This is a genomic window from Nonomuraea purpurea (assembly GCF_042650645.1).
Taxonomy (GTDB): Bacteria; Actinomycetota; Actinomycetes; order Streptosporangiales; family Streptosporangiaceae; genus Nonomuraea; species Nonomuraea purpurea.
This window is the reverse complement of record NZ_JBHSBI010000012.1, coordinates 180,791-206,944: the sequence shown is the minus strand read 5'-3', so window position 1 is coordinate 206,944 and position 26,154 is coordinate 180,791. Positions and strand designations below refer to the sequence as shown.

28 protein-coding genes are annotated in these 26,154 nt (G+C 71.6%); 10 read left to right on the top strand and 18 right to left on the bottom strand.

Going from position 1 to position 26,154, the window contains the following annotated elements:
- Nucleotides 1-22: 22 nt before the first annotated feature.
- Nucleotides 23-3,487: a methionine synthase gene (gene metH, locus ACFOY2_RS24570; RefSeq protein ID WP_379530427.1), complete on the bottom strand. Its 3,465-nt coding sequence runs from the start codon at nucleotides 3,485-3,487 to the stop codon at nucleotides 23-25.
- Nucleotides 3,488-3,859: 372 nt separating this feature from the next.
- Here metH and ACFOY2_RS24565 point away from each other — a divergent pair, with 372 nt between their 5' ends.
- Both ACFOY2_RS24565 and ACFOY2_RS24560 read left to right on the top strand, forming a co-directional pair.
- On the top strand, nucleotides 3,860-4,714 hold the full coding sequence (locus ACFOY2_RS24565) for a PAC2 family protein (protein WP_379530426.1): 855 nt from the start codon (nucleotides 3,860-3,862) through the stop codon (nucleotides 4,712-4,714).
- A 221-nt stretch (nucleotides 4,715-4,935) separates the two neighbouring features.
- Nucleotides 4,936-5,421 carry a hypothetical protein gene (locus ACFOY2_RS24560; protein WP_379530425.1) on the top strand — a complete coding sequence of 162 codons (486 nt, stop codon included), beginning with the start codon at nucleotides 4,936-4,938 and terminating at the stop codon, nucleotides 5,419-5,421.
- A 13-nt stretch (nucleotides 5,422-5,434) separates the two neighbouring features.
- Here ACFOY2_RS24560 and ACFOY2_RS24555 read toward each other — a convergent pair whose 3' ends face one another.
- Both ACFOY2_RS24555 and ACFOY2_RS24550 read right to left on the bottom strand, forming a co-directional pair.
- Nucleotides 5,435-6,148, bottom strand: a complete 714-nt coding sequence (locus tag ACFOY2_RS24555) for a sirohydrochlorin chelatase (protein ID WP_379530424.1) — start codon at nucleotides 6,146-6,148, stop codon at nucleotides 5,435-5,437.
- Nucleotides 6,145-7,311 (bottom strand): uroporphyrinogen-III synthase, encoded by a 1,167-nt coding sequence (locus tag ACFOY2_RS24550; protein WP_379530423.1) that lies wholly within the window; start codon nucleotides 7,309-7,311, stop codon nucleotides 6,145-6,147. The genes ACFOY2_RS24555 and ACFOY2_RS24550 overlap by 4 nt, the downstream gene beginning before the upstream one ends.
- Before the next feature lie 267 nt (nucleotides 7,312-7,578).
- Here ACFOY2_RS24550 and ACFOY2_RS24545 point away from each other — a divergent pair, with 267 nt between their 5' ends.
- Nucleotides 7,579-8,064, top strand: coding sequence for a peptide deformylase (locus ACFOY2_RS24545; RefSeq protein WP_357812618.1), 486 nt, complete (start codon nucleotides 7,579-7,581; stop codon nucleotides 8,062-8,064).
- On the opposite strand, the gene ACFOY2_RS24540 is transcribed toward ACFOY2_RS24545, so the two are convergent.
- Both ACFOY2_RS24540 and ACFOY2_RS24535 read right to left on the bottom strand, forming a co-directional pair.
- Entirely contained in the window at nucleotides 8,000-8,284 is a 285-nt protein-coding gene (locus ACFOY2_RS24540; RefSeq protein WP_379530422.1) for a WhiB family transcriptional regulator, read from the bottom strand. The genes ACFOY2_RS24545 and ACFOY2_RS24540 overlap by 65 nt on opposite strands.
- Nucleotides 8,285-8,428: 144 nt before the next feature.
- Nucleotides 8,429-9,019 carry a D-glycero-alpha-D-manno-heptose-1,7-bisphosphate 7-phosphatase gene (locus ACFOY2_RS24535; RefSeq protein ID WP_379530421.1) on the bottom strand — a complete coding sequence of 197 codons (591 nt, stop codon included), beginning with the start codon at nucleotides 9,017-9,019 and terminating at the stop codon, nucleotides 8,429-8,431.
- A gap of 167 nt (nucleotides 9,020-9,186) precedes the next feature.
- Between ACFOY2_RS24535 and ACFOY2_RS24530 the strand changes: the two genes are divergently transcribed.
- Both ACFOY2_RS24530 and ACFOY2_RS24525 read left to right on the top strand, forming a co-directional pair.
- The gene (locus ACFOY2_RS24530) at nucleotides 9,187-9,822 is read left to right on the top strand and encodes a glycosyltransferase family 9 protein (protein WP_379530534.1); all 636 of its coding nucleotides are present in this window, start codon (nucleotides 9,187-9,189) and stop codon (nucleotides 9,820-9,822) included.
- A gap of 131 nt (nucleotides 9,823-9,953) precedes the next feature.
- Complete coding sequence (locus tag ACFOY2_RS24525) at nucleotides 9,954-11,141, top strand: glycosyltransferase (protein ID WP_379530420.1); 1,188 nt, start codon at nucleotides 9,954-9,956, stop codon at nucleotides 11,139-11,141.
- A 160-nt stretch (nucleotides 11,142-11,301) separates the two neighbouring features.
- Here the strand turns inward: ACFOY2_RS24525 and ACFOY2_RS24520 are convergent, their stop codons facing one another.
- The 6 genes from ACFOY2_RS24520 to ACFOY2_RS24495 are packed head-to-tail and all read right to left on the bottom strand — an operon-like array spanning nucleotide 11,302 to nucleotide 15,452.
- Complete coding sequence (locus ACFOY2_RS24520; protein WP_379530419.1) at nucleotides 11,302-11,475, bottom strand: hypothetical protein; 174 nt, start codon at nucleotides 11,473-11,475, stop codon at nucleotides 11,302-11,304.
- A 56-nt stretch (nucleotides 11,476-11,531) separates the two neighbouring features.
- Nucleotides 11,532-12,755, bottom strand: coding sequence for a cysteine--1-D-myo-inosityl 2-amino-2-deoxy-alpha-D-glucopyranoside ligase (gene mshC, locus ACFOY2_RS24515; RefSeq protein ID WP_379530418.1), 1,224 nt, complete (start codon nucleotides 12,753-12,755; stop codon nucleotides 11,532-11,534).
- Between the two features lie 10 nt (nucleotides 12,756-12,765).
- Nucleotides 12,766-13,413 carry an NRDE family protein gene (locus ACFOY2_RS24510; RefSeq protein ID WP_379530417.1) on the bottom strand — a complete coding sequence of 216 codons (648 nt, stop codon included), beginning with the start codon at nucleotides 13,411-13,413 and terminating at the stop codon, nucleotides 12,766-12,768.
- A 33-nt stretch (nucleotides 13,414-13,446) separates the two neighbouring features.
- Nucleotides 13,447-14,211 (bottom strand): SCO1664 family protein, encoded by a 765-nt coding sequence (locus ACFOY2_RS24505; RefSeq protein WP_379530416.1) that lies wholly within the window; start codon nucleotides 14,209-14,211, stop codon nucleotides 13,447-13,449.
- Nucleotides 14,208-14,756 (bottom strand): DUF3090 domain-containing protein, encoded by a 549-nt coding sequence (locus tag ACFOY2_RS24500; RefSeq protein ID WP_379530415.1) that lies wholly within the window; start codon nucleotides 14,754-14,756, stop codon nucleotides 14,208-14,210. Before ACFOY2_RS24500 ends, ACFOY2_RS24505 begins: the two co-directional genes overlap by 4 nt.
- A 9-nt stretch (nucleotides 14,757-14,765) precedes the next feature.
- Nucleotides 14,766-15,452 carry an MSMEG_4193 family putative phosphomutase gene (locus ACFOY2_RS24495; protein WP_379530414.1) on the bottom strand — a complete coding sequence of 229 codons (687 nt, stop codon included), beginning with the start codon at nucleotides 15,450-15,452 and terminating at the stop codon, nucleotides 14,766-14,768.
- A 158-nt stretch (nucleotides 15,453-15,610) separates the two neighbouring features.
- Here ACFOY2_RS24495 and ACFOY2_RS24490 point away from each other — a divergent pair, with 158 nt between their 5' ends.
- On the top strand, nucleotides 15,611-16,558 hold the full coding sequence (locus ACFOY2_RS24490; protein ID WP_379530413.1) for an aldo/keto reductase: 948 nt from the start codon (nucleotides 15,611-15,613) through the stop codon (nucleotides 16,556-16,558).
- Between the two features lie 157 nt (nucleotides 16,559-16,715).
- Nucleotides 16,716-17,534, top strand: a complete 819-nt coding sequence (locus tag ACFOY2_RS24485; RefSeq protein ID WP_379530412.1) for a hypothetical protein — start codon at nucleotides 16,716-16,718, stop codon at nucleotides 17,532-17,534.
- Between the two features lie 72 nt (nucleotides 17,535-17,606).
- On the opposite strand, the gene fabI is transcribed toward ACFOY2_RS24485, so the two are convergent.
- Nucleotides 17,607-18,371, bottom strand: coding sequence for an enoyl-ACP reductase FabI (gene fabI / locus ACFOY2_RS24480; RefSeq protein WP_379530411.1), 765 nt, complete (start codon nucleotides 18,369-18,371; stop codon nucleotides 17,607-17,609).
- A gap of 1 nt (nucleotide 18,372) precedes the next feature.
- Complete coding sequence (locus ACFOY2_RS24475; protein WP_379530410.1) at nucleotides 18,373-19,068, bottom strand: beta-ketoacyl-ACP reductase; 696 nt, start codon at nucleotides 19,066-19,068, stop codon at nucleotides 18,373-18,375.
- Nucleotides 19,069-19,145: 77 nt separating this feature from the next.
- On the opposite strand from ACFOY2_RS24475, the gene ACFOY2_RS24470 reads away from it, so the two are divergent.
- Complete coding sequence (locus tag ACFOY2_RS24470) at nucleotides 19,146-20,639, top strand: TldD/PmbA family protein (RefSeq protein WP_379530409.1); 1,494 nt, start codon at nucleotides 19,146-19,148, stop codon at nucleotides 20,637-20,639.
- On the top strand, nucleotides 20,636-22,006 hold the full coding sequence (locus ACFOY2_RS24465) for a metallopeptidase TldD-related protein (RefSeq protein WP_379530408.1): 1,371 nt from the start codon (nucleotides 20,636-20,638) through the stop codon (nucleotides 22,004-22,006). Before ACFOY2_RS24470 ends, ACFOY2_RS24465 begins: the two co-directional genes overlap by 4 nt.
- An 82-nt stretch (nucleotides 22,007-22,088) precedes the next feature.
- Here the strand turns inward: ACFOY2_RS24465 and ACFOY2_RS24460 are convergent, their stop codons facing one another.
- Nucleotides 22,089-22,406 (bottom strand): arsenate reductase/protein-tyrosine-phosphatase family protein, encoded by a 318-nt coding sequence (locus ACFOY2_RS24460; protein WP_379530407.1) that lies wholly within the window; start codon nucleotides 22,404-22,406, stop codon nucleotides 22,089-22,091.
- A 355-nt stretch (nucleotides 22,407-22,761) separates the two neighbouring features.
- Here ACFOY2_RS24460 and ACFOY2_RS24455 point away from each other — a divergent pair, with 355 nt between their 5' ends.
- A complete protein-coding gene (locus tag ACFOY2_RS24455) occupies nucleotides 22,762-23,076 on the top strand; it encodes a DUF3099 domain-containing protein (RefSeq protein WP_379530406.1) in 315 nt (104 codons plus the stop codon).
- Between the two features lie 313 nt (nucleotides 23,077-23,389).
- Here ACFOY2_RS24455 and ACFOY2_RS24450 read toward each other — a convergent pair whose 3' ends face one another.
- The 4 genes from ACFOY2_RS24450 to ACFOY2_RS24435 all read right to left on the bottom strand — a co-directional run bounded on the left by ACFOY2_RS24450 (nucleotide 23,390) and on the right by ACFOY2_RS24435 (nucleotide 26,151).
- On the bottom strand, nucleotides 23,390-24,199 hold the full coding sequence (locus ACFOY2_RS24450; protein ID WP_379530405.1) for an NTP transferase domain-containing protein: 810 nt from the start codon (nucleotides 24,197-24,199) through the stop codon (nucleotides 23,390-23,392).
- Nucleotides 24,200-24,207: 8 nt separating this feature from the next.
- Nucleotides 24,208-25,197: a GTP 3',8-cyclase MoaA gene (gene moaA / locus ACFOY2_RS24445; RefSeq protein ID WP_379530404.1), complete on the bottom strand. Its 990-nt coding sequence runs from the start codon at nucleotides 25,195-25,197 to the stop codon at nucleotides 24,208-24,210.
- 99 nt (nucleotides 25,198-25,296) lie between these two features.
- Nucleotides 25,297-25,836 carry an SRPBCC family protein gene (locus ACFOY2_RS24440; RefSeq protein ID WP_379530403.1) on the bottom strand — a complete coding sequence of 180 codons (540 nt, stop codon included), beginning with the start codon at nucleotides 25,834-25,836 and terminating at the stop codon, nucleotides 25,297-25,299.
- Nucleotides 25,837-26,151, bottom strand: a complete 315-nt coding sequence (locus ACFOY2_RS24435; protein WP_379530402.1) for an ArsR/SmtB family transcription factor — start codon at nucleotides 26,149-26,151, stop codon at nucleotides 25,837-25,839.
- Nucleotides 26,152-26,154: the final 3 nt, after the last annotated feature.

Sequence of the window (26,154 nt, the reverse complement as noted above, 5' to 3'; positions counted from 1 at the left end):
AACGGCGGGCGACGGGAGCCGGTCAGACGTTGAAGTATTTCGCCTCGGGATGGTGGGCGACCAGCGCGGACGTGGCCTGCTCCGGGTGGAGCTGGAACTCCTCCGACAGGGTGACGCCGATGCGCTCGGGGTCGAGCAGCCCGAACAACTGCACCTGGTCCTCCAGGTTGGGGCAGGCCGGGTAGCCGAAGGAGTAGCGGCAGCCCTGGATGTTGACCTTGAGCATGTCGTCGAGCGACTCCTCGCCGCCGATGCCCCACTCCGAGCGGACCCTGGCGTGCCAGTATTCGGCCAGTGCCTCGGTGAGCTGCACCGACAGGCCGTGCAGTTCGAGGTAGTCGCGGTAGGCGTCCTTGGCGAACAGCTCGGCCGTGGCGTCGGAGATCTTCGAGCCCATGGTGGCGATCTGGAAGCCGACCACGTCGACCTCGCCGGAGTCTTTGGCGCGGAAGAAGTCGGACAGGCACAGGTGGCGATCGCGGCGCTGGCGCGGGAAGGTGAAGCGGGTGCGCTCGCCGCCGTCGTCGTCCAGGACGATGAGGGTGTCGCCGTCGGAGACGCAGCGGAAGTGGCCGTAGACGACGGCCGCCTCCAGCAGGCCCTCGGTCTGGATGCGCTCCAGCCACATGCGCAGCCTCGGCCGGCCCTCGGTCTCGACGAGCTCCTCGTAGCCGGGCCCGTCTCCGCCCCTGGTGGGCTTGAGGCCCCACTGGCCGAGGAACAGGGCGCGCTCGTCGAGGAAGGCGGAGTAGTCGGCCAGCGAGATGCCCTTGACTACGCGGTCGCCGTGGAAGGGGACCGCGGGCACGGGGTTGTCGGCGGCCACGTCGGAGCGGGAGGGCAGTTCCTCCACGGGCGTGCGCTCGAGCACGGCGCCGGTCTTGACGCGCCGCTCGCGCAGCGGCGGCAGCGAGGCGCCGACGACGCCGCGTTTGACGGCCATGAAGGAGTCCATCAGCCGCAGGCCCTCGAAGGCGTCGCGGGCGTAGCGCACCTCGCCCTCGAACAGCCCGGCCAGGTCCTGCTCGACGTAGGCGCGGGTCAGGGCGGCGCCGCCGAGCAGCACGGGGTATCGCTCAGAAAGGCCCCTGGAGTTCATCTCCTCCAGGTTCTCCTTCATGATCACCGTCGACTTGACCAGCAGGCCGGACATGCCGATGACGTCGGCCTTCTGCTCGTCGGCGGCCTCGAGGATGGCCGAGACCGGCTGCTTGATGCCGAGGTTGACGACCTGGTAGCCGTTGTTGGACAGGATGATGTCGACGAGGTTCTTGCCGATGTCGTGCACGTCGCCCTTGACGGTGGCCAGCACGATGCGGCCCTTCGACTCGCCCTCGAGGCGGTCCATGTGGGGCTCCAGGTAGGCCACGGCGGTCTTCATGACCTCGGCCGACTGCAGCACGAACGGCAGCTGCATCTGCCCGGAGCCGAACAGCTCGCCCACGGTCTTCATGCCGTCGAGCAGCACCTCGTTGATGATCTCCAGGGCGGGCCGCTGCGCCAGCGCGGTGTCGAGGTCGGCCTCCAGGCCCTTGCGCTCGCCGTCGATGATGCGCCGCTTGAGCCGCTCCCACAGCGGCAGCGCCGCCAGTTCCTCGGCCCTGTCAGCGCGCAGGGCGGCGGCGTCGACGCCCTCGAACAGCTCCATGAAGCGCTGCAGCGGGTCGTAGCCGTCGCGGCGGCGGTCGTAGACCATGTCGAGGGCGACCTGGCGCTGCTCGTCGGGGATGCGGGCCATCGGCAGGATCTTGGAGGCGTGCACGATGGCCGAGTCGAGCCCGGCGTTGACGCACTCGTTGAGGAAGACCGAGTTGAGCACCATGCGGGCGGCGGGGTTGAGGCCGAAGCTGATGTTGGACAGGCCCAGCGTGGTCTGCACGCCCGGGTAGCGGCGCTTGAGCTCGCCGATGGCCTCGATGGTCTCCAGGCCGTCGCGCCTGGTCTCCTCCTGGCCGGTGGCGATGGGGAAGGTGAGGCAGTCGACGATGATGTCCTCGACGCGCATGCCCCAGTTGGCGGTCAGGTCGTCGATGAGGCGGCTGGCCACGCGGACCTTCCACTCGGCGGTGCGGGCCTGGCCCTGCTCGTCGATGGTCAGGGCCACCACGGCCGAGCCGTGCTCGCGCACCAGCCGCATGATCTTCTGGAAGCGGGAGTCGGGGCCGTCGCCGTCCTCGTAGTTGACGGAGTTGACCGCGGCGCGCCCGCCGAGCATCTCCAGGCCGGCCTGCAGCACGGCGGGCTCGGTGGAGTCGAGCATGATCGGCAGCGTGGAGGCGGTGGCGAAGCGGAAGGCCAGCTCTTTCATGTCGGCCACGCCGTCGCGGCCGACGTAGTCGACGCACAGGTCGAGCATGTGGGCGCCGTCGCGGGCCTGGTCGCGGGCCGTCTCGACGCAGTCGTCCCAGCGGCCCTCCAGCATGGCCTCGCGGAAGGCCTTGGAGCCGTTGGTGTTGCAGCGCTCGCCGATGGCCAGGTAGGAGGTGTCCTGGCGGAAGGGGACGGTCTGGTAGAGCGAGGAGGCGCCGGGCTCGGGGTGGGGGCGGCGGGCGGCGACCTGCTTGCCGCGCACCCGCTCGACCACCTGGCGCAGGTGCTCGGGGGTGGTGCCGCAGCAGCCGCCGACCAGCGACAGCCCGTAGTCGCGGGTGAAGGTCTCGTGGGCGTCGGCCAGCTCCTGCGGGCTGAGCGGGTAGTAGGCGCCGTCGGCGGTCAGCACCGGCAGGCCGGCGTTGGGCATGCAGGACAGCTTGAGGCGGGAGTGGCGGGCCAGGTAGCGCAGGTGCTCGCTCATCTCGGCCGGCCCCGTCGCGCAGTTGAGGCCCACGACGTCGACGCCGAGCGGCTCGATCGCGGTCAGGGCCGCGCCGATCTCGGAGCCGAGCAGCATCGCGCCGTTGGTCTCGATCGTCACCTGCGCGATGATCGGCACGTCGCGGCCGGAGTCTTCCACGGCCCGCCTGGAGCCGATGACGGCGGCCTTGACCTGCAGCAGGTCCTGGGAGGTCTCGATGATCAGGGCGTCGGCGCCGCCCGCGATGAGGCCGGCGGCGTTGTCGCGGTAGGCGTCGCGCAGGCTCGCGTACGGCAGGTGGCCCAGCGTGGGCAGCTTGGTGCCGGGGCCCATCGAGCCGAGCACGAACCTCGGCTGGTCGGGCGTGGACCAGTGGTCGGCGGCCTCGCGGGCGATTCTGGCGCCGGCCTCGGAGTATTCGAACACGCGCTCGGGGATGTCGTATTCCCCGAGCGCGGCCAGGTTGGCGCCGAAGGTGTTGGTCTCCACACAGTCGACGCCCACGGCGAAGTAGGCGTCGTGGACGCCGCGCACGATGTCGGGCCGGGTGACGTTGAGCACCTCGTTGCAGCCCTCGTGGCCGTGGAAGTCGTCGAGCGTCGGGTCCTGCGCCTGCAGCATCGTGCCCATCGCGCCGTCGGCGACGATCACACGCTGGGACAACACTTCTCGCAAGGACGGGGAGATGCTCATGAGGTAGAGCTTATCCGGTGCCCGATCGGGTCCTGATCGAGCGGACGTGGCGCGTGGCTGGAGCGGGCGCGGCGCGAGCTGGGCCGATGGGGGCCGCGCTGGGGCGCCGGTCGAGCGGGCCTGGAGCACCGGGCCATCGCGCCTGATCGCGCGCCGGGCGGGCAGAGGCCGCCGGCCCGGGGGGCGTTCGCCACGGGCGTAGGGGCGGCGGGTGCCCGCTGTATGCGCGTGCGCGCGCTCCGTACGCAGGCGGGCGTGCGGGTTCGGGGGCGGGCCTGGCAAGCGCGGCGTGGATGATCGGGCGGAGATCGGTGACGCCGACGCCCGCTTTCCGCATAGGCTAAGCGCGACGATGGAGAGAGGAGGCGACACGTGATTGAGTTCGAAGGGCTCCCCGAGCTCGTCGACCCGGTGCTCATTGCCGCGTTCGAGGGGTGGAACGACGCGGGCGAGGCCTCCAGCGGTGTGATCGCCCATCTCGAGTCGGCCTGGAAGGCCGAGCCGCTGATCGCGCTCGATCCCGACGACTACTACGACTTCCAGGTGACGCGGCCCGTGGTGGAGATGAACGACGGGCTGAGCCGCTCGCTCGTGTGGCCGACCACGCGGCTGCTGCGCGCCCGCCCGCCGGGCCTCGAGCGCGACGTCGTGCTGCTGCGCGGCATCGAGCCCAACATGCGCTGGCGCTCGTTCTGCGCCGACATCATCGACGTCTGCCGCGAGCTGGGCGTCGAGCTGGCCGTGATGCTGGGCGCGCTGCTCAACGACTCGCCGCACACCCGGCCCGTGCCGGTTCTCGGCAGCGCCACCGACGCGGCGCTGGCCCGTTCGACCCATCTGGAGCTGAACAGGTACGAAGGCCCGACGGGCATCGTCGGGGTGCTGCAGCACGCCTTCGGCGAGGCGGGGCTCGACGCGATCTCGCTGTGGGCCTCGGTGCCCCATTACGTCGCCCAGCCGCCCAACCCGAAGGCCACGCTGGCGCTGCTGCGCAGGCTCGAAGACGTGCTGGAGATCCCGATGCCGCTGGGCGACCTCGACGAGGAGGCCAGGGCGTGGGAGCGCGGCGTCGACGAGCTGGCCTCCCAGGACACCGAGGTGGCCGAGTACGTCAAGGAGCTCGAGGAGCGCAAGGACGCCGCTGAGCTGCCCGAGGCCAGCGGCGATGCGATCGCGGCCGAGTTCGAGCGTTACCTGCGGCGCAGGGACCGCGACACCGACAGCTAAATTTCAGCGGCTGAATCCCCCTTTTTCTAGCGGTTTCAGGTAATAATCGGGGATCGGATAATGTCGCACGGAGCTGGGGCCCCAGATTAGCGCTCTCTAGTCCGCCGCGCCCGCTTCGCGCCGTGATGCCTGCTCGACTGACCGCGCACGTTAGGCACGCCATGGCGACTTCCCATGTAGATCCGCACCAAAGCCAGGACACCAGGCGGCGCATCTTGGAGATGGCCGTCTCACTCAGGCAGGACCGCAGCGGCGGCTCGGTGGATCACTTCCTCGCGCTGCTGCAGGACCGGCTCCCGTTCTGGCTCAGCATTCTTCACGACCTATCCCATCGCACGGGGAAAGGAAACGTATCGGACAATCTCCTGCCGATAGCGCGAGCGGGGATCGACTATTACCTGCAGGTGCAGGGCGCGGCGTTACCCGCGTTCACCTCCCCCAGCGTGACGGTCCGCTTCCGCCAGGCCGTCCGCGACACGGGGCTCGGGCCGTGCGCGGAGACCGCGCCGCTGGCCGCCTACCTGGCCGCCGAGCAGCGGCTGGGGCGGGTGGGGGCCGAAGTCGACCCGGAGGCCAGCGCGCGGCTGCTGATCGCGGGCTGCTTCCACCGGGCCTACATCGAGATGTTCATGGGGGCCGAGGCGGGGCCGGCACGCGAGGTCAGCGCACGGGAGATCATCCGTGAGCTGCGCCTGGAGCCGGCCTGACGTGGCGTGCCGCTCAGCGGGAGGCGCGGGCCTGCTCGCGCCGCGCCCCGCTCGGCGCGAGGGCCTCGTCGTAGCGGTGCCAGATGAGCGCCGCCACGTCGGGGTCGGCCCCCAGCGGCTCGCTCACCAGCCCCGCCCCCGCCGCGGCCAGCCGGTCGTGGAAGAAGCCGGGAGCCAGCACGTAGGAGGCGATCGCCACCCGGGCGGCCGGACTCGCCCTGAGCCGTTCCATGGCCTCCTCCAGGGACGGCGAGCCGGCCGAGGCGAAGGCGGCGGTGACCGGGCGTGCCAGGCGCACGGCGAGCTGGTGGGCGGCGGCGCGGACGTCGGCCAGGGCGGCGGGGTCGGAGGAGCCCGCCGCGCCGAGCACGACCGCGTCGGTGGCCCGCAGCCCCGCCCGCGCCAGTTTGCGGGCCAGCGCGGAGGTCAGCAGCCGGTGCGGCCCGAGCCAGCCGGCCACGACGGCGTCTGGGCGGCCCCCGGCGATCACCTCGGGCAGGTCGATGTGGGCGTGGTAGCCGCCCGCCAGCAGCAGCGGCACCACGACCACGGGACCGGACACGGCGGGCAGCACCTTCGACAGCAGCGGCGAGCTGATCTCGAGGTAGCTCAGCTCGACGCGCTGCCCGGGGCGGGCCCTTTCGACGGTTTCTGCCAGGGCCGACAGCGTCCGCTCCCCCGCGGCGCTGCGCGTGCCGTGCGCGGTCAGGACGAGCGTGGGCCTCACAGGCCCGCCTCGTACAGGCAGGCGAGCCGGTAGCCGCGTTTGACCACGGTCTCGACGATCCCGCTCGGCCCGAGCGCGCGGCGCAGCCGGGTGATGGCCATCTCCACGGCGTGCTCGGCGGAGTCGCGGGCGATGCTGCCCGGCAGCACGGTACGCAGGTCGGCGCGCGAGACCACGTGGCCGGGCTTGTCGGCCAGGCGCTTGAGCACCGCCATCGGGGCGGGCGGCAGCGGGCGCAGCTCCCCGTCCACGACGATGGCGTGGCCGCGGATCTCCAGCCGGTGCCCGCCCGCCACGAGCCGGGTGACGCCGTGCTCGGGCAGGTGGCGGGCCAGGGCGCGGGCCAGAGCGCCGAGCCGCGAGCGGTCAGGCTGCAGCGTCGGCACGCCGCGCGCGGCCAGCGGCCCCGCGGTGACGGGCCCCACGCAGGCGGCCACGACGGACCCGCCGAAGGCCGCCAGCAGCGCCTCCTCCAGCCCTTCGGAACGGGCGGCGCCCAGCATGGCGTGCACGGCGGGCGCACTGGTGAAGGCGACCGCGTCCACCGAGCCGGAGATCGTCTGGCTGATCAGCCGGCGCAGCGGGGAGATGTCGCGGTAGGGCAGCCAGCGGTAGACCGGGATCTCGATCACCTCGGCGCCGGCCGCGCGCAGCTCGCGCACGAAGTCGTCGAGCGGCTCGCCGTGCTGCTGCACCGCGATGCGCCGGCCGCGCAGGTCCTGGGCCAGCAGGTACTGCTTGACCTCCGCGCAGGACTCGGTGGCGGGGGTCCAGTGGTCGTTGAGCCCGGCGGCGCGCACCGCTCCCCTGGCCTTGGGCCCGCGGGTCAGCAGGCGCGCCTTGGACAGGTGATCGGCCAGGTCGCCGGACAGGCCCCAGCCCTCGGCGGCGGCCATCCAGCCGCGGAATCCGACGCCGGTGGTGACGACCACGTCGTCGATGGGCCCCTGCAGGCTCTGCCGGGTGGCGGCGAGCAGGTCGGCGTCCTCGGCCAGCGGGACCAGCCGGATCGCCGGGGCGCTGACCACGCGGGCGCCGCGCCGCTCCAGCAGCGCGCCGAACTCCTCGCGGCGGCGCGTCGCGGTCACGCCGACGGTGAAGCCCGCCAGGGCGTCGGGCGCGGTCTCCGGGGAGGAGCCGGCCTCCAGCGGCAGCACGCTCACCGGCCCACCATCCTCGTGTCGGTAGTCGAGACACTCATGCCCCCACCTCCAGGTCGTAGCGGATGCCTGGCCGGGCCCCGAGCACCTGGCCAGGCATCACAGGCGCGTGTGACGCAAGTGAGATCACCCTCTGATACTGCTTTCGGGGGGTTTCACCCCTGGGTCTCCTCTGTTACCGCTGTGCTACAAGGCAGAGGCTTCGGGATTGGCGGGGCGCACCGCGGGGAAACGTTCAGCGTGACGACGCCGCCTATCGGGGAGTTTCGGGTGACGGTCCGGCCTATTCGCACGTTCGACGACCCGGTGCTCCGCTCGGTCGCGGCACCGGTCCACGACTTCGATCGTGAGCTGCGCCAACTGGTGAAGTCGCTGACGGCCACGATGCGGGCGGGCGCGGGCCGCGCGGGCCTGGCGGCTCCGCAGATCGGGGAGCCGGTGCGGGTGGTGGTCTACTCCTACGACGGCAAGTCGGGCCACCTGGTCAACCCGAGGCTGGAGCTGTCGGACAGGCGGGTGGTCGCCGACGAGGCCTGTTTGTCGGCTCCGGGCGTGTGGTGGCCACTGGAACGTTCCTACATGGTCACGGCGCGTGGCCGCGACATGTTCGGCAAACCCGTGACGGTGCGGGCTCTCGGGGTGCTGGCCAGGGTGCTGCAGCACGAGGCCGACCACCTCGACGGGGTGCTGTTCAGCGACCACCTCGAAGCGGCCGAGCGGGAACGTTTTCTCGCGGAGGTCCTGCCGGCAGGCTGAGCTCCCGCCGCTCCGCCGGATCGGTGCCGCCCCAGACTCCGTAGGCCTGGTTGGTGTCCAGCGCGTAGGCCAGGCACGGCTCGCGTACGGGGCAGCCCTGGCATATGTGTTTGGCCTGCTCGACCTGGGACCGGCCCGGTCCTTCCATGGAGATCGGGAAGAACAACTCCGGGTCCAGGTCGAGGCAGGCGGCCCTGCGTGTCCAGTCGAGCATCATCATGCTTCTGGCGTCTACCCACGCTGTCGGGCCTCATACCTCGGACAACGGCCGATCCCCATCTGACAGCAAGCGGGCCGACGCGGAGGTGGCCGGGGTCGGGGGGACGTCGCCCATGTTTGCACGCCATTCGCACGTGCCGGATCCTCACCAGCGGCTCCAGCCCATCGCGCGGGCCCAGGGCGCCGAGACGGCCGCCACGGGGCCCTCGGCGTCGCTCAGCACGCGGTCCACGACGTCGGCCAGGTCCTCGGCGACCTCAAGGGCCTGCTGGATCTCCTCCCACGGCGTCTGATCGGTGGGGACCAGGATGCCCCTGGCGCCGGCGGCCCTGGCCGCCTCCATGTCGCGGCCGATGTCGCCCACGACCACGCAGTCGCGGGGGCTGACGTCGAGCACGGCGGCCGCCCTGATCACCAGTCCCGGCGCCGGTTTGCGGCAGGTGCAGCCGTCGGCGTCGTCGTGCACGCAGATCGCCCAGGCGTCGAACGGGCCGAGCAGCTCCTCGACCTTGGCGTTCACCTGGTCCATGTCGTCCGGGGTCAGCAGGCCCTTGGCGATGCCGGACTGGTTGGTGACCACGGCCACCGGCACGTCGGCGCGCCGGAGACGAGCCAGCGCCTCGACCGCGCCCGGCATGGGTTGGACGAGGTTCGGGTCGCCGTTGTACGGCACGTCCCTGATCAGGGTCCCGTCTCGATCGAAGAGGACGGCGCCGGGACGTCGCTTTTCGAACACCTCTCACCTCCACCTCTCACCTCGGTCGCGCTGCCCGGCAGCTACCCGGGGACATTCCGGACAAACAACTACATACAGTGACCAAACGCGGGGCAATGTGCCTGTTTTCACAGGTCGTGCACGAGTCGAAGGTTTGAGAGCCGTTTCTCTCGGTAGCGGTTCCCGCAATCTCCGGGAGAGGGGACCGACGAGGTCCTGCGCGCGCCACCTGCGGGGGGCGATGCGCAATCAGGAGACCTCGCCGTGCGCGATCAGCGACGACCACCCCCGGCTCCCTGCTCGACGTCCGCCACGTCGTGGACGCGAGCGTGGACGTGCCGCAGGCGCAGCGGATGCCGGCGGTCGCGCGGGCGGCGGGGTTCGAGTTGCCGGAGGGTGATGAGGGAAATCTTGCTGTTCAGCGGCCGCTCCCGGATATCGGGGAGATTTCCGGGCATCTTCTGGACGTCGGCGCCGATGCCGGCAAGCGCGCGTATGTCGTGGTGCACCCGGGGACGTCGGCCCCCGCCCGCACCTGGCCCGCCGAGCGACATCGGCAGGCGGTACGGGAGCTGACCGAAGACGGGCACCAGGTCGTCGTGACCGGAACCGAACGTGACCTCACCGCCTATGTGGCCAGCGACGTCGCGGCCGACCTCGGCGGGGTGACCACATTCGCGGAACCGACCGCCGTCATCGAGCGCGCCAGCGTGCTCGTCGCCGGCGACACCGGCCCCGCGCACCTGGCGGCGGCGGCCGGAACCCCGGTCATGAGCCTGTTCGCCCCGTCGTCCCCACGGCGCGGTGGGCCCCGCACGGCGTGACCGCGGTGCTGCTGGGCGACCAGCGCGCCCTGTCGAGGAAGCAGGGCGCGCACCTGCCCGGCGCCCGGACACCCGTGCCTGTCCCAAGTGACGAGTAAGCAGGTGGTCAAGGCAGTGAGGGAGCTGACGCAGTGAAGGTCGATCTCATCTCGGAGCACGCGGACCCGCTGGCGGCGGTCGGCGGCGTGGACTCCGGCGGCCAGAACGTCCACGTCGCCAAGCTGGCCGTCGCGCTGGCCGAACGCGGGCACACGATCGTCGTCCACACCCGGCGCTCTTCGGCGTCGCAACCCGGGGCGGTGACCATGGCGCCGGGTGTCACGGTCGAGTACGTCACCGCCGGTCCCGCGGCCCCCGTCCCGAAGGACGAACTGCCCCCGTACATGACGGAGTTCACCGAGCGGCTGGCGCAACGGTGGGCCGCGCGCCCGCCGGACGTCGTGCACGCGCACTTCTGGATGAGCGGCCAGGCGGCGCTGCGGGCGGCGGACGGGCTGCCGGTGGTGCAGACCTTCCACGCGCTCGGCACCGTCAAGCGGCGCTGGCAGGGCGCGGCGGACACCAGCCCCGCGCACCGGATCGACACCGAGCGCGAGATCGGCAAGCGGGCCGACGCGGTGCTGGCCACCTGCGGCGACGAGGTGAGCGAGCTGTGCGCGATGGGGGTCCCCGAGTCCCGCATCGCGGTGGTGCCGTGCGGGGTGGACCTGTCGCAGTTCCGCCCCGACGGGCCGGTCGCGCCGCGTCCCCGGGGCCCGATGATCCTCAGCCTCGGCAGGATGGTGCCGCGCAAGGGCGTCGACACCGTGATCAGGGCGCTGCGTCACCTGCCCGGCGCGGACCTGGTGATCGCCGGCGGGCGGGCCGGCGACGAGGAGGCCGTACGGCTGCGCGAGCTGGCCGGGGCGTACGGGCTCGGCCACCGGGTGCACGTGATCGGCAGCGTGCCGCGCGAGCGCGTGCCCGCGCTGATGCGCTCGGCCGACGTGCTGGTGACGGTGCCGTGGTACGAGCCGTTCGGCCTGGTCGCGGTGGAGGCCATGGCGTGCGGGGTGCCGGTGGTGGCCTCGGCGGTGGGCGGTCACCTGGACACGGTCGCCGGCTGCGGCGTGCTGGTGCCGCCGCGCCGGCCGCGCGCCCTGGCCAGGGCGTTGAAGGACGTGCTCGGCGACTCGGACAGGCGCGCCGCCCTGGGTGCCGCCGGCGCGCAGCGGGCCCGCGAGCGGTACGGCTGGGCGAGCGTGGCCGAGCGTACCGAGGCCGTGTACACGCAGGTCATCGACGGCAAGGTGTGCCGTCTGGCCGCCCTGGGGGGTTGATCCCCCGAGGACGTTCGACAGGGAGGTCCAGTGAACATCTTGACCAGCTCGGCCGGCGGGCGCGGGTGCCCGCGGCCGAGGGGCTCGCCCGGACGATCGGGTGGTTCGCGACGGAGCCGGCCGCGGTGATCGAGCCGGAACGGCTGTGAGCGTGCCCGCTCTAGCGTGCGTTGCCGGCGCGCAGCCAGGCCAGGTGGTCGGCGACCGCGCGCTCGGTGTCGTAGGCGGGCTCGAAGCCGGTGTCGGCGCGCAGGCGGGTGATGTCGAGCCAGGTGCGGGGGACGTCGCCGCCTTCTGGGAGGTCGGCGCGGTGTTCGGGTGGGGTGTCAAGCACGAGAAAGCCGGCCCGCGCCTCACGTGGAGGTGCGGGCCGGCAGCGAGTGCGGGGGTTTAGAGTGCGACTCCGAGCAGGGCGTCGGCGAGGTTCCTGACCAGGGTGGGGGCGTCGCCGTCCGGGCCCTGGGCGGCGAGCGCGCGTTCGGCCCAGGCGTCGATCGCGGCCAGCGCGGCCGGGGTGTCGAGATCGTCGGCGAGCCGGGCGCGGACGGTGGCCAGCAGGTCGTCGGCGCGCGGCCCCGAGGAGAGCCCGGCCGCCAAGCGCCACACCGCCAGCCGGCGTTCGGCCTCGGCGATCAGCTCGGGAACGTACTCCCAGTCGGCCCGGTAGTGGTGGGCCAGCAGCACGAGCCGCACCGCCATCGGGTCGTGCCGCTTGCGCAACCGGGAGACGAAGACCAGGTTGCCCTTGGACTTCGACATCTTCTCGCCGTCGAGCCCGACCATGCCCGCGTGCGTGTAGAACTTGGCGAACGGCCACTCCCCCGTGGCCGCGTGGCCCTCTGAGGCGCCGCACTCGTGGTGGGGGAAGATCAGGTCCGAGCCGCCGCCCGCGACGTCGTAGCCGGGGCCGAGGTGGTCGAGGGCGATCGCGGTGCACTCGATGTGCCAGCCGGGACGGCCCCTGCCCAGAGGCGACTCCCAGGCCGGCTCGCCGGGCCGCTCGGCCCGCCACAGCAGCCAGTCGAGCGGATGGTGCTTGCCCGCCCTGTCGGGGTCGCCGCCGCGCTCGGCGAACAGCTCCAGCATCCGCTGCTCGTCGTAGCCGGACACCTGGCCGAACTTGGGGGCGTCGGCCACGTTGAAGTAGACGTCGCCGTCGAGGTCGTAGGTGACGCCCTTGGCCGACAGCTTGGCGATCAGGTCGGCGACCCGGCCGACGACCTCGGTGACGCCGACGTACTCGCGCGGCGGCAGGATCCGCAGCGCCTCCATGTCGCTCCTGAAGAGCTCGATCTCCCGCTCGGCCAGCTCCCGCCAGTCGATCCCGGTCTGTGTGGCCCGTTCCAGCAGGGGGTCGTCCACGTCGGTGGCGTTCTGCGTGTAGTGGACCTCGTGGCCGGCGTCGCGCCACATCCGGGCGACGAGGTCGAAGGCGAGGTAGGTGTTGGCGTGGCCGAGGTGGGTGGCGTCGTAGGGGGTGATGCCGCAGACGTACATCCTGGCGGTCGGGCCCGGATCGGTCTGCCTCACCTGCCTGGCCGAGGTGTCGTAGAGACTCAGCGGAATGCTCTCACCTGGGAGCTTGGGAATGTTAGGGGCAGACCACGATCTCATGCCTTTGAGCCTATCCGTCCCGTTCGGCGGTCAGGTCGGTGAAGTCGTAGGTCACGTCGCCGGGGGCGAGCGAGACCTCCATCACCGACAGGGAGGCGAAGAGGCGTCCGTCGGGCAGCTCGTGGCGGACGATGAGCGCGCCCGGGTCGGCGGACGGCTCCGCGGTGATCAGCTCCCGCCAGTCCTCGCCGCGGAACCTCGGCAGGTAGGCGGCGACCCGCTCGCTGCCGGGGTCGAGGCCGGTGTTGACGACCATGCTGACGCCCTCGGGCAGCTGCGAGATGGACGGGCGCACGCCGTCCCAGCTCAGCAGGCGGACCCCGGACAGGTCGGCGAGGACCAGGTGGAAGGGGTCGTAGCGGCCGAGGTCGGCGTCGGGCGGCAGCCCCGTGCAGGCCGCCCGCAGCGCCAGATCGCCCCGTGAGACCTTCGTCGTCTCCCGCGCCGCCAGGCCGCGCCCGTTGAGCAGGGCGGCGGCGCGGCGGGCCGCCGGGTTGACGGCCAGCCAGGTGCCCCCGGCCTTGAGGTCACGCCCGCCGATCACCCCCGGGTAGTCGGGCCAGTGCTCCCCCGGCCCCTCCCACGGACGATCGGCGAACTCGTCCCGCACGCCCATGAGTGTCAGGGGCCGCCCGGTTCTTACGATCAGGGTGCACACACCGCAAAGGGTAATAAACGCGCTTTGCTCTTCTCAGATGGGGGGCCAGGGTATGGCGGGCCAGCCCTCCGACGGGTACGGATGCACGCCGGTGTCCAGCAGCCGCCGCACCCGCTGCCAGGTGGCCTCCACCTCCGCCAGCGTCAGCAGCTCGCGCAGCCGCCGCCCCAGCGAGCCCGACTCGATGTCGCGCTCCAGCTTGGCCAGCACCGCCACCGCCTCGCGGGCCAGCGGCTTGCCGCGCCACTGCCACAGGACCGTACGGAGTTTGTCCTCGGCGGAGAAGCAGACGCCGTGGTCGACCCCGTAGACGTGGCCCGTGGGCAGCGGCAGCAGGTGGCCGCCCTTGCGGTCGGCGTTGTTGACCACCGCGTCGAACACCGCCATCCGGCGCACGACCGGGTTGCGGCTCTTGACCAGCCGCATGAGGTCGATCTCGCGCTCGGTGTCGATCCAGAGCTGGACCATGCCGGGCCCGAAGGGGCCCTCGCGCAGGACCGTGGGCGGCACGATGCGCCAGCCGGTCGCCTGGGACACCTCGAAGGCGGCCACCTCACGCGCGGCCAGCGTGCCGTCGGGGAAGTCCCACAGGGGGCGCTCGCCGCGTACCGGCTTGTAGACGCAGGCGGCCGTGCGCGAGGCCAGCTTGACCGAGCAGTAGAGCGTCATGTTGGTCGCCTCGACCAACCGGCCCGCCACCTCCAGCCGGCCGTCGCGCAGCAGCGTGAGAGCCTCTTCGTCGCGTGTGCCAGGGGGATGGGAGGACTTGATGGCCGGTTCGCTCTCCGGAGCGGTCATGAAGCCGCCTCACCCCCGCGGTAGCCGTTGAGGCGTACGCAGACGTGCCCTGCGGCGTCGAGCGGTTGCCCGCACAGGGGACATGGGGGGCGGCCCGCCGCGACGATCTGGAGGGCCCGCTGGGTGAAGGCGCGCGCGGCGCCCGCGCTGATGCGCACGCGCAGAACCGCGGGGTCGGTGTCGTCGACGTCCTCCTCCTCGACGACCTCCTGCGCCTCGATCACCACCTGGGATTTGTCGGCGTCCCATGCCAGGGCCATGGTGCCCACACGGAAGTCCTCCGCCACCGGCACGTCGAGGGGGGCGTCGTCGGCCAGGTCGGCGGGGGCCATCGCGGGTACGTGGGCGGTGCCCCCGCTCAGGCGCAGCACTTCGTCGAGCAGCTCGTCGAGCCTGCCCGCGAGCGCGGCGACCTGCAATTTCTCCAGCGCCACCGTGGTCAGTCTGCCCTCGGCCCTGGCCTGCAGAAAAAAGACCCGCGCGCCCGGCTGCCCCAAGGCGCCGGCGACGAATCTCTCTGGTGGGTCGTAGTCGAAGACCGGCATAGCCTGACCTTACGTGGTTCCGGGTCCGCCGCCGACGGCGGCATCGCTCCCGGTGATGTTTTCTCCCCCGTCTTTCTCCTCCGAATCCTCAGGAAGCCGCAATTCCCCCATATCGTTAAGCCTGAGAACAAAGGGACGCAAGGGGGCGTAGCGAATGACGGTGAGCGCCGCCGGATCGGCGGTTATCCGCTGAAAGTGATCGAGATGGAGGCCCAGGGCGTCCGCGACGATCGCCTTGATCACGTCTCCGTGGCTGCACGCCAGGTAGAATCCCTTCTCCCCCAGGCGTTGATTCCACCCTCTGACCGCCGCGACGGCCCGATGCTGCATTTCGGCCAGCGACTCCCCTTCCGGAAATGTCGCCGCGCTCGGGTGGGCCTGCACGACCTGCCACAACGGCTCCTGGGCGAGCTCCTTCAGCGGCCTGCCCGTCCAGGCGCCGTAGCCGCACTCGATGAGCCCCTCCTCGCTCACCACGTCCAGATCGCGCTCCTCGGCGACCGCCTGGGCCGTTTCCCTGCAGCGTTCGAGCGGGCTGGAGACGATCGCGTCGAGCCGGACGCCCGCGATGCGCCGGGCGAGCGCGGCGGCCTGCGCCCTGCCCGCTTCGCTCAGGTGCACTCCGGGAGTGCGGCCGGCCAGCACAGGGCCGGTGAGGTCCGTCAGCCCGTGCCGGGCCAGAAGCAGCGTGGTCACCCAGCAAGTGTCGCAGGCGCCGATCACCCCGTGAACGGGCACCGCCGCCACGCCCTCCCGCCGGCTGACGAGACGGGCGCCGCCCCCCGCGTTGACCACCAAAAACAGTGGTGCGGGAGCCCGATGAGCTGCTTGGTTGTTGATAGCCTGGCGGGATCATGGAGCAGCGCTATGTCGGCCACAGCGGCCTGTCGGTGTCCCGGCTGGGGCTCGGCACGATGACCTGGGGGCGTGACACCGACGCGGACGAGGCGGCCGCCCAGCTCCGCACGTTCGTCGAGGCGGGTGGCAACCTCGTCGACACGGCCGACGTCTACACCGGCGGCGACGCCGAGCGCCTGCTGGGCCGGATGCTGCGCGACTCCGTGCCGCGCTCCGAGCTGGTCATCTCCACCAAGGCCGTGGTGACGCCGGCGGGGCGCAGGCCGCGCGACGCCTCCCGCCGCCACCTGATCGCCGCGGTCGACGACTCGCTCAACCGCCTCGGGCTCGACTACGTCGACCTGTGGCAGTTGCACACCTACGACGCCGAGGTTCCGCTGGAGGAGACCCTGGCGGCGCTCGACGCGATCGTCTCCTCGGGGCGCGCCGTCTACGCGGGCGTGTGCGACTACGCCGGCTGGCAGCTCGCCGCGGCCGCGGTGACCCAGCAGATGATCCCGGGGCGCATCCCGATCACCTCGGCGCAGGTCGAGTACTCCCTGCTGGCCCGCGAGCCCGAACGCGAGGTGCTGCCCGCCGCGGCCCACCTGGGCGTGGGCGTGCTGGCCTGGTCGCCGCTGGGCCGGGGGGTGCTGACCGGCAAGTACCGCACGGGGATCCCTGCCGACTCCAGGGCCGCGACGCCCCACTTCGCGGACTTCGTCCGCCCCTACCTCGACGAGCGCGGCCGCAGCGTCGTCGAGGCCGTCATGACCGCGGCCGACGGGCTGGGCGTCTCGCCGGTGGCGGTCGCCCTGTCGTGGGTGCGCGACCAGCCGGGGGTGGCCTCGGCCATCGTCGGAGCCCGTACGCACGCGCAGCTCACGGGGGCCTTGCCGGCCGAGGACGTGGAGCTGCCCATAGAGATCCGAGAGGCCCTCGATGACGTTTCGTCACTCGACTGACCCCGCGCGGACACGGTGCGGCGAGGCGGGCCGGGAACCAGAGAGCGTCTCGCGTATCACTACTCGATACCGAATCGAAACGTTACCCGGCAAACGCCTGCGTCTGACTGCCGATGTCCATAAAGATTTCCTCCGGAAGCGACGCAGGAGGGGACGGATGGGGAGCAGGACCGCGATCTCGGCTGGAGTTCTCGCGGTGGCGCTGGCGGCCGTCCCATCGGGGGCTCCTGCCGCGTCGGCCGCCGCGCAGGACTGCACGCGTGAAGGGGGCCTGCTCTCGGGCGTGACCAACACGCTGTGCGACGTCGTGAGCGTGGTCACGGGCACGGTCTCCACCCTGGGCAAGGGCAAGACCGACCGGGTGACCGAGGAGGTGGACAAGACCACCGACGAGGTGCTGAGCCGGGTCGGGGAGACGGCGCCGACCGGCGAGCCCTCGACCAGAAGCACCACCCAGCCGTCGCCCAACCCCACCAGCATGGGGATCACGGGCGAGACCTACGAGGACGTGTGCCCGCCGACGGCGCCGTGCGAGGCCCGGACGGAGGTCGAGTCGCTCACGCCGGAGCCCACCTCGCCGGCCGAACGCAAGAACCGCTCCAAGGGACGCGGCGAAGAGGAGTCACCGGCGGTCGCCACGCAGGCGCCGACCCCGCCGGACCGCCGCCCGCAGCAGCTCGACACCGAGCGGCCGGTGGTGGAGAAGAAGGTCGCCGACGTCGAAGAGCCACGGGTCGACCTGCTGTGGCCCAACCCGTTCGCGCACGAGCTGACCGTGCCGATGCAGGATCAGCGGGTGGTGCGGCCCACCCCGCCCGCCTCCGACGTGCTGGGGACCCTGCTGACGATCGCGCTGCTGGGCTCGGCCGTGCTGGCGACGAGAATCGTGCAGCAGCGGCGGCACCGGGCCGAGCCGGAGGAGTCGATCCCGTTCGAGCCGGGCCGCGTGAGCAACGGGCGCCACCGGGTGGCCTGACCGTAGGAGAACGCCCGGGCGCGCCGGATTACCGGCGCGCCCGTTGTTTTGGCGGTCAGGTGGTCGGGCCGGTCAGGCGCCGATGGCGTGGACGCCGCCGTCCACGTGGACGATCTCCCCCGTCGTCGCGGGGAACCAGTCGGACAGCAGCGCCAGGCAGGCCTTGGCCGCCGGGACCGTGTCGGACAGGTCCCAGCCCAGCGGGGCCTTCTCCGGCCAGCTGTCCTCGAACTCCTTGAAGCCCGGGATCGACTTGGCCGCCATCGTCCGCAGCGGGCCCGCCGCCACCAGGTTGACCCTGATGTTCTGCTTGCCGAGGTCGCGGGCGAGGTAGCGGCTGCAGGACTCGAGGCCCGCCTTGGCCACGCCCATCCAGTCGTAGACGGGCCAGGCCTTGGAGGCGTCGAAGTCGAGCCCGACGACCGCCCCGCCCTCCTTCATCAGCGGCAGGCAGGCCACGGCGAGGGACTTGAAGGAGTAGGTGGACACCTGCAGCGCGGTGGCGACGTCCTCCCACGAGGTGTTGAGGAAGTTGCCCCCCAACGCGGTCTGCGGGGCGAAGCCGATGGAGTGGACGACGCCGTCGAGGCCGTCGACGTGCTCGCCGACCCGGGAGGCCAGCGTGTCGAGGTGTTCGGTGTTCTGGACGTCGAGCTCCAGCACCGGCGCCGGCGTGGGCAGGCGCTTGGCGATGCGCTCGACCAGGCTCAGCCGGCCGAACCCGGTGAGCACGACCGTGGCGCCCTCTTCCTGGGCCAGCTTGGCCACCGAGAACGCGATCGAGGCGTCGGTCAGCACGCCCGTCACGAGGATGCGCTTGCCTTCGAGAAGTCCCACGTCAGTGCCCCATTCCGAGTCCGCCGTCGACCGGGATCACGGCCCCGGTGATGTAGGAGGCGTCGTCGCCGGCCAGGAAGCGGACGACGCGAGCGACCTCTTCGGGGGTCGCCTGCCGCCCGAGAGGGATGTTGGCCACGATCGCCTCCTGGTCGAGGTCGGCCGTCATGTCGGTGGCGACGAAGCCGGGCAGGACCACGTTGGCGGTGATGTTGCGCGAGCCGTACTCGCGGGCCATCGAGCGGGCGAAGCCGATCAGGCCCGCCTTGGAGGCGGCGTAGTTGGTCTGGCCGGCCTGGCCGGTCAGGCCGATGACGGAGGAGATGAAGATCACGCGGCCGCGCCTGAGCTTCATCATGGGCCTGATGGCCCGCTTGGCCACGCGGTAGGCGCCGGTCAGGTTGGCGTCGATGACGTCGGTGAAGGCGTCCTCCTTCATCGTCGCCAGCAGCGTGTCCTTGGTGATGCCCGCGTTGGACACCAGCACCTCGACCGGGCCGTGCTCGGCCTCGACCTTGTCGAAGGCGGCTTCGACGTCGTCCATGCTGGTGACGTCGCAGCGCACGCCGAACAGGCCTTCCGGCGGCTCCCCCGATCGGTAGGTGACCGCGACGGCGTCGCCTGCCGCGGCGAGTTCGCGGGCGATCGCCAGGCCTATGCCGCGATTGCCCCCGGTGACGAGTACTGAGCGTCCCATGGCAACAGACCGTATCCCCTACCCGCCGGTATGCGCTTGTCCGGGGCGCACAAGATCACAGGGTTAGGATCGTGGACATGCGCCAGATCGATCCAGATTTCCTGGGGCTGCCCCTGCGGCAGCTCGCGGACGCCGCCCTGCAACGCGCTCGTGACCTGGGCGCGGAGCACGCCGATTTCCGGCTCGAACGTGTCAGGGCCGAGACGCTCAGCCTCTACGACACGCGCCTCGAAGGCGCCATGGACGCCGACGACCTCGGCTACGCCGTGCGCGTGGTCAAGGGCGGCACGTGGGGGTTCGCCGCCGGCATCCACCTGACGCCCGAGGCGGCCGCGACGGTGGCCGAGCAGGCGGTGCGGGTGGCCGAGGTGAGCGCCCCGATCAACAGGGAGCCGATCGAGCTGGCGCCCGAGCCGGTGCACTCCGAGGCGGTGTGGGTGTCGGCCTACGACGTCGACCCGTTCGAGGTGCCGTCGGCCGACAAGGTGAGCCTGCTGGCCGACTGGTCGGCCGGGCTGCTGAAGGGCGCCGACCACGTCTCGGCCCGGCTGCTGCAGGTCAAGGAGCAGAAGTTCTACGCCGACACCTCCGGCACGATGACCACGCAGCAGCGGGTGCGCGTGCATCCCAAGCTCAACGCGATGAAGGCGGCACAGGGCGGCTTCGACGACATGTCGACGATCGCGCCGCCGGTCGGGCGCGGCTACGAGTACCTGACGGGCACGGGCTGGGACTGGCAGGAGGAGCTGGCCAGGCTGCCCGAGCTGCTGGCCGAGAAGCTGGCGGCCCCCTCGGTCGAGGCGGGCGACTACGACCTGGTGATCGACCCGTCCAACCTGTGGCTGACGATCCACGAGTCGATCGGCCACGCCACCGAGCTGGACCGGGCGCTCGGCTACGAGGCGGCCTACGCCGGCACCAGCTTCGCCACCTTCGACCAGCTCGGCGAGCTCGTCTACGGCTCTGCCGTGATGAACGTGACCGGCGACAGGACCGTCACCCACGGCCTGGCCACGATCGGCTTCGACGACGAGGGCGTGGCGGGGCAGAGCTTCGACATCGTCAAGGACGGCGTCCTGGTGGGCTACCAGCTCGACCGGCGGATGGCGCTGATGAAGGGGTTCGGGCGCTCCAACGGGTGCGCCTTCGCCGACTCCCCCGGCCACATGCCGATCCAGCGCATGGCCAACGTGTCGCTGGCGCCCGCACCCGGCGGCCCCTCGACCGAGGAGCTCATCTCCGGCGTCGAGCGGGGCATCTACATCGTCGGCGACAAGAGCTGGTCGATCGACATGCAGCGCTACAACTTCCAGTTCACCGGGCAGCGGGCGTACAAGATCTCCCAGGGTGAGCTGGCCGGGCAGGTGCGCGACTTCGCCTATCAGGCCACCACGACGGACTTCTGGCAGTCGATGGAGGCCGTGGGCGGGCCGGGGACATACGTGCTCGCAGGCGCCTTCAACTGCGGCAAGGGCCAGCCTGGCCAGGTCGCCCCGGTCAGCCACGGCTGCCCGTCGGCGCTGTTCAGGGGCGTACGGATCCTCAACACGGTGCAGGAGGGCGGCAAGTGACGCCTCAGGAGATGGTGGAGCGGGCGCTGGAGCTGTCCACGAACGACGGCTGCGTGGTGCTGGTGGACGAGGGGTCCACGGCCAACCTGCGCTTCGCGGGCAACACGCTGACCACGAACGGCGTCGCCCGCTCGTCGCGGCTGACCGTGATCTCGGTCGCGGGGCAGGGCGTCGGGGTCGTGTCGCGGGCCGCCGTCCGCGACGAGCAGCTGGCGGAGGTGGTGGCGGCGGCCGACGCGGCGGCGCGCCAGGCCAGGCCCGCCGAGGACGCCCGGCCGCTCGTCGAGGGCCTGCCCGCCTCCCCCGACTGGGACGCGGAGCCGCGGCCGACCGACATCGGGGTGTTCGAGGGGTTCGCACCCGCGCTCGGCGAGGCGTTCTCGGCGGCCGAGGCGGGCGGCAGGAGGTTGTACGGGTTCGCCGAACACTCGCTGACCTCGACGTTCGTCGGCACGTCCACGGGCGTGCGACTCCGGCACGACCAGCCGACCGGGCGCCTTGAGCTCAACGCCAAGTCCGCCGACCTGAAGCGGTCCGCGTGGACGGGCGTGTCCACCGAAGACTTCACCGACGTCGACGTGGCCGCGCTCGACTCCTCGCTGGCGCGGCGGCTGGAGTGGGCCAAGACCCGGGTCGACCTGCCCGCGGGGCGCTACGAGACGCTGCTGCCGCCGAGCGCGGTGGCCGACCTGATGATCTACCTGTTCTGGTCGGCGGGGGCCAGGGACGCGCTCGACGGGCGGTCGGTGTTCGCCAAGCCGGGCGGAGGCACCCGCGTGGGCGAGCGGCTCGCGACGCTGCCGGTGTCGCTGTCGAGCGATCCGGGGGCGGCGGGCATCGCGTGCGCGCCGTTCGTGACCGCCCACGCCTCCAGCCGCGACAGCTCCGTCTTCGACAACGGGCTGCCGCTGCGGCCGACCGACTGGATCAAGGACGGGCGGCTGGACGCGCTGCTGCAGACGCGCTACTCGGCCGAGCTGAGCGGGCTGCCGGTGACGCCGGGGATCGACAACCTGATCATGTCGGTGCCGTCCGGCGGGCCCGCCCTCGACGACATGATCGCCTCGACCCGGCGCGGGCTGCTCGTCACCTGCCTGTGGTACATCCGTGTGGTCGATCCGCAGACGCTGCTCGTCACCGGGCTCACCCGTGACGGGGTGTATCTGGTGGAGCACGGCGAGGTCGTGGGCGAGGTGAACAACTTCCGCTTCAACGAGAGCCCGGTCGACCTGCTCGGGCGGTTGACGGAGGTCGGGGGCAGTGAGCGCACGCTGCCCCGGGAGTGGAACGACTACTTCCAGAGGACGATCATGCCGGCGGTGCGGGTGCCCGACTTCAACATGTCCACGGTGAGCCAGGCGAGCTGATCCTCAAGGGTTCGGGCGGCGGGGGCCGAGGAGGGCGGCCAGGGCGTGGCTGAGGCAGTCGCCCAGGGTCGTCACGCAGACCTCATACCCCGCCGGCGGGCCGCCGTACGGGTCGTACACCTCCGGCGCCCGCCGGGGGGTCGCGCCGTTCGGCGGCCGAGCGGACGAGTTCAGGGTCCAGCATGCGGGCCCGGTGCGCCCTGCCGTCGAGGCCCAGCTTGTCGAGGGCCGTGACGGCGTGCGGGGCCATCGGGTGGCCGGCCGGCGCCCGCACTCCGGCGCTCCCCGTCGCCACGGGGAGGGCGGCGGAGTGGAGCATCGCGTCGGCGATCACCTCTGCCATGGCGGAGCGGCAGATGTTGGCCGTGCACACCAGCAGGATGCGGAACTCGGGCCTCACACGCGCCAATCTAGCCTCACACGCGCCAACCTAACCGCTCGGAGGCGGGCGCCGAGGGCGGTTCAGCCAGGCGCGGTGACGTGCGGGGGCGGCTGTTGGCGTCCAGAGGCCCCTTGAGCCGCCTGGCGCGGACGTCGCGCAAAATACCCGCGCCAGGCCCGCGCCGGAGGCTCTGAGGGCCGCTCAGCCCTCTGGGCTCAGCGCGTGGCTCTCACCATGGGAGAGATCTCGGTGACCCGGTACGTTCGGTCCGTCATCTCGCATCCTCCTTACTCGAAGGCCATGATCGCATGACCCCCGTCCGCGTTCCCGGGCGCCGTCGCGCCCGGCCCGTCCGAGGTCTACGGTGGAAGATATGAAGGGGTGGCGCAGGAAGCCAGACGTCCACCAGGTCACGGACGCCAGACCGTCGTTGTCGGCCGACATCCACCGGCGTGAGGTCAGCTACCTCATCAAGATGGGCATCCGGACGCTCTGCCTGATCCTGGCCGTCGTGGTGCCGGTGCCGTGGCCGTACCGGCTGCTGTTCATCGCCGGTGCCGTCTTTTTGCCATACATAGCGGTAATCGGGGCCAATGAGAGGGGGAAGGCTGCCCCGCCTCCTACCTTTCAGTCCCCTGAAGCTAACCAAAGCGAGATACCGCTGCATCGACGCGAGATCGGGTCGTGACTAAGTCTTGACGCATCCCATGGGTTGTAGGTGTACGCTTTAGCCAAGCGCTCCGGTCCCCCGTCGGAGTGCTGGTGCCGGCGTTCCGGGCCCCCGTCGGAACGCCGATGAAGCGACGCCGGGTGGTTTGCCCCCGTAACCACCCGGCGTCGCCCTTTTCCCGGCAAAACCCGCCCCCGGACGATCAAGCTCGGGGCGGTGGAGCAGTCGGATAGGGCCGCTTTCCCGAAATCGTTTACATCCCCTCTCGCCTCGTTATTCCCAGGAAATCTTCAGGCGGGAGGGAGCTTGACTTCAAGAGTTCGTTCGAGTGTCAGCCGTCAGTCAGCTTCTCGGTGGTGGCCTGGCCCCAGTTCTTCGCCAATGTGATCAATTTGGCCGCGGCGTCCTCCGGGGCGGTGCCCGCTCCTTGGGCGAGGCCGAGCAGGTAGGCCGTCAGGGGCGCGGCCGGTCTGGCGACGCCGTGGGCGACCTCCTTGGTGAGGTCGAGGATCAGGTCGCGGTCCACTCGGGCCGGGTCGATGCCCAGTTCCTCGCAGGCCAGGATGGTCCATTCGTTGAGCACGTTCATGCGAGCCTCCTCCAGGTCGTCCATTGTGTCGCAGTCGAACCACGGGCGTCCGGGCGGCGCGAGGCGCGCCCGCACGAGCGGGGCCAGCAGGCCCTTGAGCGAGCTGCCCTCGTAACGCGCCAGCGCCTGTTTGAGCGCCGGGGCCGGCCAGGCGCCGGCCAGCCACTGCTCGCGGCCGTCGCCGTCGACCATGACGGCGCCGCCGTCCGCGCGGGCGGCCGACAGGAGCATGCGGACGTGGGCGGCGGTCATGAACGGCAGGTCGCCCGCCAGGAGCACCACCCACGGGGCCGTGACCTCGTTCAGCCCTGCCGTGAGGGCGGGCACGGGGCCGCCGCGGGGCGGGTCCTCGCGGGTGAACACGACCGCGGGGATCGGACGTTCTGGACCGACCACGACCACCCGCTCGGCGCCGGAGACGGCCGCCACGACGAGTTCGATGAGGGATCTGCCGCCGACTGTCAGGGCGGGTTTGTCCGCTCCGCCGAGGCGGCTGGCCGCTCCCCCGGCAAGGATCACCGCGTCATAGGCCCTGGCGCGCGCGTCGTCCATGCCGGGGCCTAGCCGCCGATGGCGGACATGGGCCTGGCGGGCTGGAGGAAGGACGGGTCGTCGATGCCGTGGCCGGCGCGTTTGCGGGCCACCGCCGCGATCCACCGCCGGGCCAGTTCCTCATCGGACGCGCCCGCGCGCATGGGGGTCTTCAGGTCGGACTCCTCCGTGGCGAACAGGCAGTTGCGGACCTGCCCGTCGGCGGTGAGGCGTACCCGGTCGCACGCGCCGCAGAACGGGCGGGTCACCGAGCCGATCACGCCCACCCGCGCAGGACCGCCGTCGACCAGGAACCGTTCGGCGGGCGCGCTGCCGCGCTCCTGCGGGTCGTCGGCCGTCAGGTCGAAGGAGGCCGACAGCAGGTCGAGGATCTCATCGGCGGTGACCATGCCCTCGCGGCTCCAGCCGTGCTGGGCGTCGAGCGGCATCTGCTCGATGAAGCGCAGCTCGTAGCCCTGCTCGAGGCACCAGCGCAGCAGCGGGACGGCCTCGTGGTCGTTCACGCCGCGCATCAGGACGGCGTTCACCTTGACGGGGCGCAGGCCCGCGTCATGGGCGGCGGCGAGCCCGGCGACGACGTCGGCGTGCCGGTCGCGGTGCGCCAGCCGTTTGAACGTCTGCGGCTCCAGCGTGTCGAGCGAGACGTTGACCCGGTCGAGAAGGGCGGCGGCCAGCGGCTCGGCCAGGCGGGCCAGGCCGATGCCGTTGGTGGTCAGCGAGACCTGCGGCCGGGGGGCGAGGGCGGTGGTGCGGGTGACGATGTCGACGAGCTCACGTCTCAGGAGCGGCTCGCCGCCGGTGTAGCGCACCTCGGTGACGCCCAGCCGTTCGACGCCGATCGTCACGAGACGGACGATCTCGTCGGCGGTCAGGAGCTGGGCGTTGGGCAGCCAGTCGAGACCCTCGGGGGGCATGCAGTACGTACAGCGCAGGTTGCACTTGTCCGTGAGGGACACCCGCAGATCTGTCGCCACCCGTCCGAACGAGTCTCGCAACACGGGGCGTCACCTCCTGTTCCGTTGGCCAAAGGGCCAGACTACGACGCCTGTCGGCCGACGCCCAAAAATGGCCTTTGTGGCACGACAACACATCTCAAACTAGATCGATTCCTCCTCCGCGCCTAGTTTGGCGGTGTATGCGGCGTTAAGGTCCTCCCATCCGTATTCCAGGGCGATCTGGCCGCGGATCGGAGGGATCGGGCGGCCGTCGAGGAGCTGTTCCGCGACCCGGAGGCACAGGTGCCAGCCGGCGGCCATCTTCGGGACCGCGGCCCGTTCGCCGACGGTGTGGAGCAGCGTCAGGCGGGTGCCCAGGGCGGTGGGGGCCAGCTCCCAGCGCAGGACGTCGGGGCCCCAGGTGTATTCGAGCAGCGCCGGCGGCTCGGCCCTGGTCACGGAGGCGGGCATGTCCACGGACTGGTCACCGTCGATCATCGTCAACGTCACGGCGCCGGTTTCGGCCAGGTCGCGGGCGGAGGTGAACGGGGCCCACTGGCTCAACTGGCCCGGCTCCGTCAGGGCCGCCCACACCTTCTCGGGCGGATGCTTCAGGTCGCGCACGAAGACGAGCGTCCAGCCCGGGCCGGCGGGGCGGCAGCCGACGTCGGCGAGGGGGCCGGGGTCGAATGAGGCGTTCATCTAGTCCTCCATGGTGTCGAGGTGACGCTCCAGGGCGTCGAGGTGGTCGTTCCAGAGACGGCGGTAGGGCGCCAGCCAGGCGTCCACCGCCTGGAGAGGGAGCGGCTGGATCCGGTAGATCCGCCGTTGCGCCGAGACGCGGGAGACGACGAAGCCGGCTTCGCGGAGCACCTTGAGGTGCTTGGACACGGCCGGCTGGCTGATCGCCAGTTCCTCGGCCAGCTCGCCCACGCTGCGTTCCGAGCCCCTCAGGCGGTCGAGGATCTTGCGCCTGGTGGGCTCGGCCAGCACGGCGAATGACGCATCCACGCTCATGGG